The sequence below is a fragment of the Clostridium tyrobutyricum DSM 2637 = ATCC 25755 = JCM 11008 genome (genome assembly GCF_000359585.1).
Taxonomy (GTDB): Bacteria; Bacillota; Clostridia; order Clostridiales; family Clostridiaceae; genus Clostridium_B; species Clostridium_B tyrobutyricum.
Window position 1 is genome coordinate 22,310 of sequence record NZ_APMH01000032.1, and the last position, 7,412, is coordinate 29,721.

Sequence of the window (7,412 nt, forward strand, 5' to 3'; positions counted from 1 at the left end):
TTAATATAACTATTTTATTGTTTCCCTATTACCCATATAAGGTCTAAGTATTTCTGGTATTTCAACAGTCCCATCTTCTCTTTGATAATTTTCAAGTATGGCAGCTACAGTTCTTCCTATAGCAACACCAGATCCATTCAAAGTATGAATATATCTTGGTTTATCTTTTGGAGTTTCTTTATATTTTATATTAGCACGTCTTGCCTGGAAATCCTCAAAATTACTACAGCTTGATATTTCTACATATCTATTATAACTTGGCATCCAAACTTCTATATCATATTTAAGAGCTGCAGTAAAACCTAAGTCACCTTTACATATTCTAACTACTCTATATGGCAACTTCAACCCCTTTAAAACATCTTCTGCATCTCTTGTAAGTTTTTCTAGTTCATCATAAGATTGTTCCGGTTTAACAAATTTAACAAGCTCAACCTTGTTAAACTGATGCTGTCTTACAAGACCTCTAGTATCTCTTCCTGCAGACCCTGCTTCTGATCTAAAACATGCACTATATGCAGCATATTTTATAGGCAGATCTTCTCCCTTTAAAGTCTCATTTCTATAAAAATTAGTTACTGGTACTTCCGCAGTAGGTATCAAAAAAAAGTCGTTGTTTGAAATTCTAAAAGCATCCTCTTCAAACTTTGGAAGCTGACCTGTTCCTGTCATACTATCTCTATTAACCATGTAAGGCGGCATCATCTCTGTATATCCATGCTTTTCAGTATGGACATCTAAAAAATAACTTATAATAGATCTTTCAAGTCTAGATCCTAAACCCTTATAAAAAGTAAATCTCGAACCAGATACTTTTCCAGCTCTTTCAAAATCCAATATATTTAAATCTGTACCTATGTCCCAATGAGCCTTTGGTTCAAAATCAAATTTAGTAGGCTCAGACCATCTTCTTATCTCTACATTATCTGCGTCACTTTTACCATCTGGAACTTGTGGATTGGGGATATTAGGTATTCTAAGCATTATATATTGGATTTTATCATCAATATTTGAAAGTTTAACATCATATTCCTTTATCTCACTAGATAACTTTTTCATTTCAGCCAATACTTCATCGACACTTTCCCCTGACTTTTTCATTTTAGCTATTTTAGCTGAAGATTCATTTCTATTTTTCTTTAACTCCTCAACTTTAACTAAAATATTTCTTCTTTCTTCATCTAAAGATACAACCTCATCTATACTAGATAAGTCAAAATCTTCTCCTCTATTTGATAAAAGTTTTTTAATTTCTTCTGGATTATTTCTTATTTTCTTTAAATCTAACATATATAGACCTCCTTAGTTTTATGCCACAAAAAAAGAGTTTATCTCCCTGTAAAGGGACGAAAAACTCCGCGTTGCCACCCTAATTAACCAACTAAAAATTGATTCTCTTAAAAATATAACGGTTATACCGAACTAATTTAATAGCTACTTCAGAGTTGGATTCATAATAAAACAATATCGATTTTCACCAAAACATCGATTCTCTTAAAATTGCTATATTACTACTAAACTCATCATAAGTTACTTTTAATTTTTGCCTTTATTATATATTAAACGTATTTTTATGTCAACCAAAAATTATTCATTACACCTATCTATAGTCTTGGTAGCAATTATGTCCACCTTTGTATTAAGTATATTAGTGCAAATTGTATCACCTATAAATATAGGTGCTCTTACATGCAACCTGCTTAGCGCTTTTGAGCACTCTATCCACAATTTTTTATCAATTGGTTTACTGCCTTTTACAGGAATAACATTGCAATTAGCCCCTTCTATTCTTACAATGCTAGTAAATATATCATATCTATTATTATATTTTATCCAATTTTTTGACTTTTTATCAATAATATTATTCATAGATAATTCTTATTCCTCCAGTATTAAATCTCATCAAATTCCTTTATTCTACCTAATATTATTTTTGAATTTTTAGAATTTTTAACTATATCAGTCATATTCTTATTTGTCTCTCTAGATAAGATAGATGATACTTTATAAAGACACTGGGCTCCTCTACAATTTCCGAAAGTAGCTCCAGTCCTTCTCTTTATACCCTCTATAGTACGTGCACCGAGTGGCCTCCTTATAGCATCTATAATCTCACCTTCGGTTACCTTTTCACAGTAACATACTATTTTTCCATACTTTTTATTTAATTTTATTATCTCTTTTCTTTTATCATTTGTCATATCCCTAAATCTATAAAATTCTCTTCTTTTATCTATAAAATCTTTTTTTGGTATACATTTTAAATTATTTACTATAGTCTCACATACAATTTTTGAAATAGCTGGTGTCATAGTAATTTGACCTCTATGCTTTTCTATTACTTTTATATATCCTTTATCAATCAAGCTATCATCTATAATATTATCATCATTATAATATCTAGACTCATAAAAAATATTTATATTATTTTCATCTATTTCGCCAATATATTTTTTTATTATTTGAAGCCCATCTTCATAACTTATCTTACTATTTGTAGTTATTTCAACCATCAATCCATTATTATCAGTTGGAATTATATATATTCTACCATTATTTTTTTCTAATGCAGATATTACACTGTTATTATTATATCTATTGCCTATATTTTCTATGAGAAAATAATTTATATATCCTTTTTTAATACTTGCCATATTTATATTATCAATACTATAATTCTCTTTAGGGGTAGTATTTAAGACTACACTGCAAGTAAATTTATTTTTATTTGTAACGACTTTAAAGCCTTTAGACATAGATTGTATATCTAAAACCTCTTCTTCCAACTTAAAATTCACACCATTGTCAAATGCAATTTCACCATAGGAAATTGCTAGATCATAAGGTGATATAATACCAACATTTTTAGAATATATAGACTTTCTAACTTTAGTATTAAGATTTGGTTCAATTTTCAAAGTCTCTTTTTGATTTAAAAGATATATATTTTTAATTCCTCTATCCAATGCTCTATTATATAATTTATTAAGTTCTTCTTCACTACTTTCATTATCTGAAAGTACAAGGTAACCTTTCTTACTAAAATTTATATTAAACTTAGAAGCAATATTTCTTATAATACTATTTCCCATGGACTCCAATCGTGACAATAAAGTTGTTTCGCACTCAACTCCATCATACACTACTGAAGAATTTATAAGTGCAACATCATTTGCTATATCATATTCTTTCTCGATTAAAGCTATATTCAAACTATATTTTGAAAGCTCATATGCAACTGCACACCCTACTATGCCACCACCTAATATAAGTACATCATAATCCATACTTTACCTTCCTTTCAAGGAAATAAACATATTATTTTTATTCCTGTAACACTTATATTATATTACCTTTTTACTATTAGAGTATATACCCTATTCATAACTTGTAAAAATTTAAAAACTGCTGAAAATTATCAGCAGTTTTCACTTTTAAATTATTTATTAAGTTTATCTATATTTTCTCCAAGCTGTTTTATATAATCACCATATTTTGACCAATCACCATTTTTTTGTGCATCTATAGCCTTGTTATATAAATTCTTTATGTTCTGCAGCATTTTAGATTTACTATCATCTAAATCATCATTATTTTTTTGATTAGAATCTGGTTGAGAATTGTCATTTTGATTATAGTTAAATAATTCTTGCATTGCAGTATCTATATTTTGAGACAATATCATTTTATCTCCATATGATACTATTACCCTCTTCATTTCGGGAATACTATCCTTGCCACTAGCCCGCAGATAAACTGGTTCAATATAGAGAAGTGAATTGTCTATTGGAAGTATTATTGTATCTCCATATTGAACTTTTGATCCATCTTTATTCCACAGTGATAACTCCTGAGATATATTTGGATCTTGGTTTAATCTTTGCTTAAATAAATATGGACTATATACTGTTTTCTCAGGTGGAAATTTATATAATACCATTTTTCCATAATTATTTCCATCCATTCTTGCTCCAAATAGGCCAGACATATTATCCTTATTTCTCATATTCAAATATTGAATCAACATCATTTCTTCCTTCTTCTCACCAGGAAGTTTCATTACCACATAAGGAGATTCCATAGAACTTTTATCTCCGTTAACCTGCTTTTGATTTTTAGCAACTTCCCAAACATCTTCACCATTGTAGAAAACACCAGGATCAGTAACATGGTATTTTCCAATAACATTGCTCTGAATTGTAAATAAGTCCTCTGGATATTTAAAATGCTGTCTAATATCTGGAGAAAGAGTATCTAAGTTTTTAAATAGCCCAGGAAATATTTTTGAATAACTTTTTGCTATTGGATCATTTTTATCAACTATATAAAAATTTGTATCTCCATTTAATGCATTTACTACTACTTTAAATGAATTTCTTATATAATTCATACCGTTACTTTGAGGCTGTGAATAAGGATATTTATCTGATGCAGTATATCCATCCAATATCCAATATAGCTGACCTCCACTTATAACAACATATGGATCTGAATCATAATTTAAAAATGGTGCTATTTTTTTTACCCTATCTTTTATATTTCTATTTATTAATATTTTACTGTTGCTATCTATATCCCTTGACAATATAAAATTGGCATTTTTTTGATATAGTGAAAATAATATCTTATTAAAAAAATTCATGTTTATTCCTGAATTTTCTTTATATTTATTAGTAGCATTATCACTTCCTTTAGGATAATCAAATTCATTTAATTTAGTATTTACAATAGCATAGTCATTAGTACTCTCCCCAAAATATATTCTTGGATTATCTATCTTTATGTTAGTTGAATTTTGAGGAGGCATATCTTTTATTACAAAATTAGGCTGACCATCAGATGTTACAGAATTAACTTTATTCATAACTAATCCATAACCATGAGTATAAATAAGATGTCTATTTTGCCAAGTATCAGGATCTATAGAATTACTATTTATCTCTCTGGCACCTAAAAAAACTTGAGTTAATCTTCCATCTATATTATATCTATCTATGTCAGCATCATTAAAATTATAATAATACCTTATAATCTGAACTTGATTATAAAATTCAAGTGTTGGCTCATATGAGTTTACTCTTATATTGTTAATAGTATCCATATTATCTTTAACATCATTTATTGTTAAATTGTCTTTAACTTCAAATGATTTTACATCTATGTTTTGAATATTAAATGCCTTTCTTGTATAATCAATGTTATTTTTTATATATGGCTGTTCCAATGTCTTTTGATTTGATTTAACTACAAAATTTTGGACAATAGTACCTGCAATATTATTTGTAATAATTAAACATGCAATTACTACTATTGATATTATAATAGGCTTCATCTTTGATTTAATTATACTTGTAAATATAACAACTGCTGCAACTACAGATACAACACAAATAATTCTATATAAGAAAAAACTTACATGAATATCTGTATATCCCGCACCAAAAGTTACTCCTCTATTACTATATACAAGATTTACAGATTTAAGGAAAAATCCAAATGAAATACTTAACATTATAAGTGCCGATAAAACAGCTAATTGTCTTCCTGCAAATCGTGTTATTCCACTTTTAAAGTTTATCTTATTAAATTGGTTTCTAAAACCTTTTGTTGAAACAAAATTATCATTCAAATTTAATATAATATAAACAATAAACGTTAGGATTGTTAGAAATACAACTAAACTCAAAATAACATTGTATATGGATTGTATGAGTGGAAGTTTAAATACATAAAAAGATATATCTAAATGTAAAATTGGATCTTTTATGTTAAATGGAACAGAGTTATTAAATTGTAAGATTCTATACCAATATACAGTTGAAAATCCATATGATATTAAAAATGATACTATAATATCTAAAAAAATTGTTATTTTCTTGTAGAAACTTTCTTTTTTACTATCTACTTCAATAACTTTCCTATACTTCATAACACTCAATCTAATACTTTTATAATAAAACCATATGCATAAAAAACATATTATAAAAGTTGGTACCATAAGTTTTAAAACAGCTATAATTTTAGTAAAATAAACAGATGAATAGCCTATTTCTTTAAACCACTCAACATTAACTGCAAAATTTACTATTCTGTTTAAAAACAGAAAAATTATTGCTAGAATCATGATAATAACGCCTAAACCTAGAACGCCCTTCCTCTTCATTTATATTCACCTCTTTTAATTTGGATTAAATACTTTAACCCCTTAATTTTAGTTATATATTAAATAATTTTGATTTTTTAATTCCTGCTTTATATTTTCTATTATAGAAGTATTCTCAGCTGAAATAGTGTGTAAATGTACCCCATCAGTCAATACGGAAAGAGGTTCGGATTTAGTCTGCTTAACTTTTAAAATAAAGTTCTCTATATCATATAAAGATTTCAGCATAAGCATTCCTTTAATTTCACCATATATAGGATGTTCTATTATAACGTCTTCAACAATTCCACCAAACTTAACTATTATTTTAAGTTCATTTTCCATATCTTGCGGTTTATGAGAAACTGCTATAACATTTCTAACTACATTCTTTTCAACTTGAGGAATTAGATACCCTTCTGGAGTTGCCATTATATTTTTACCAGCTGCCCTTAAAATAGCTATATCTTTAACTATTATCTGTCTGGTCACACCAAGACTTTCTGCTAAAACATGCCCTTTTTGAGGTTTATCACTATTTTTCAATATATTCTCTATGTTCATTCTTCTTTCTTGTGAATTCATAAATACCTCCATTGAATTATAGCTTTCTATATAATTATATCATAAAAATTAATATTTAATGTATACAATTTCCATTTAAGTAATGGTATTAATTATAATCTCAATCTAATTTTTATTATCACATTCTTTAAGTATATTAAGTTCTCTATTAGCACATACTTTACTATTATCATGATTAGCAACTAAATAAATCACATTTTTATTAGTATTAATTTGATTTAACAATTTACTTCCCAATTTTGCATGATTGTAATATACATTAACTTTTGAAAAATTACACATATTTTTAATATTCCCATTTGTTATTTTGTCTAATAAAACCAATATAGATTTATCAATAATACTCATTCTTTTATAGATCTTACCTATATCGTGTAAAAGAGCTGCCTTTAAAAGAACTGTTGAATCTATGTTTTTCATACTGCACATCTTATTTACATCATATGCTACCCTTATTGAGTGCTTTTGTTCTGAAATTGATAATTTATAGAATAGTTTTAATTCACTTTCATTTAATATATACTTTACAAATTTCCTATCATCTTTATCTATTTTTGAAAGTAAACTCCAATAAAACTGTTTTATTCTATAAAGCTTCATTTAAGCACCTCTTAAAATATAGTTTAATGCATATAATTTTACATATATCAAAAAAGCAATTAACTTTAAAAGTTAATTGCTTTTT

The 7,412-nt window shown here is 27.1% G+C and carries 6 protein-coding genes and 1 other annotated feature; all 6 genes read right to left on the reverse strand.

The features are described from left to right. Positions 1 to 9: 9 nt before the first annotated feature. The 6 genes from serS to J418_RS0112600 all read right to left on the reverse strand — a co-directional run bounded on the left by serS (position 10) and on the right by J418_RS0112600 (position 7,327). The gene (serS, locus tag J418_RS0112575) at positions 10 to 1,290 is read right to left on the reverse strand and encodes a serine--tRNA ligase (protein WP_017752418.1); all 1,281 of its coding nucleotides are present in this window, start codon (positions 1,288 to 1,290) and stop codon (positions 10 to 12) included. A 49-nt stretch (positions 1,291 to 1,339) separates the two neighbouring features. Continuing rightward, positions 1,340 to 1,536 (reverse strand) — a binding site (T-box leader). Between the two features lie 51 nt (positions 1,537 to 1,587). Continuing rightward, positions 1,588 to 1,869, reverse strand: coding sequence for a DUF1667 domain-containing protein (locus tag J418_RS0112580; protein WP_017752419.1), 282 nt, complete (start codon positions 1,867 to 1,869; stop codon positions 1,588 to 1,590). Between the two features lie 23 nt (positions 1,870 to 1,892). Further along, positions 1,893 to 3,287 carry an NAD(P)/FAD-dependent oxidoreductase gene (locus J418_RS0112585; protein ID WP_017895765.1) on the reverse strand — a complete coding sequence of 465 codons (1,395 nt, stop codon included), beginning with the start codon at positions 3,285 to 3,287 and terminating at the stop codon, positions 1,893 to 1,895. Positions 3,288 to 3,439: 152 nt separating this feature from the next. Continuing rightward, positions 3,440 to 6,163 (reverse strand): UPF0182 family protein, encoded by a 2,724-nt coding sequence (locus J418_RS0112590; protein WP_017895766.1) that lies wholly within the window; start codon positions 6,161 to 6,163, stop codon positions 3,440 to 3,442. Between the two features lie 48 nt (positions 6,164 to 6,211). Continuing rightward, positions 6,212 to 6,727: a transcription repressor NadR gene (locus J418_RS0112595; RefSeq protein ID WP_017895767.1), complete on the reverse strand. Its 516-nt coding sequence runs from the start codon at positions 6,725 to 6,727 to the stop codon at positions 6,212 to 6,214. A gap of 105 nt (positions 6,728 to 6,832) precedes the next feature. Beyond that, on the reverse strand, positions 6,833 to 7,327 hold the full coding sequence (locus J418_RS0112600) for an HDIG domain-containing metalloprotein (protein WP_017895768.1): 495 nt from the start codon (positions 7,325 to 7,327) through the stop codon (positions 6,833 to 6,835). Positions 7,328 to 7,412 lie beyond the last annotated feature (85 nt).

Bases quoted from the DNA above. Each gene is read 5' to 3' on its own strand.
- serS (WP_017752418.1), bottom strand. From the start codon at position 1,290: ATGTTAGATTTAAAGAAAATAAGAAATAATCCAGAAGAAATTAAAAAA.
- J418_RS0112580 (WP_017752419.1), bottom strand. From the start codon at position 1,869: ATGAATAATATTATTGATAAAAAGTCAAAAAATTGGATAAAATATAAT.
- J418_RS0112585 (WP_017895765.1), bottom strand. From the start codon at position 3,287: ATGGATTATGATGTACTTATATTAGGTGGTGGCATAGTAGGGTGTGCA.
- J418_RS0112590 (WP_017895766.1), bottom strand. From the start codon at position 6,163: ATGAAGAGGAAGGGCGTTCTAGGTTTAGGCGTTATTATCATGATTCTA.
- J418_RS0112595 (WP_017895767.1), bottom strand. From the start codon at position 6,727: ATGAATTCACAAGAAAGAAGAATGAACATAGAGAATATATTGAAAAAT.
- J418_RS0112600 (WP_017895768.1), bottom strand. From the start codon at position 7,327: ATGAAGCTTTATAGAATAAAACAGTTTTATTGGAGTTTACTTTCAAAA.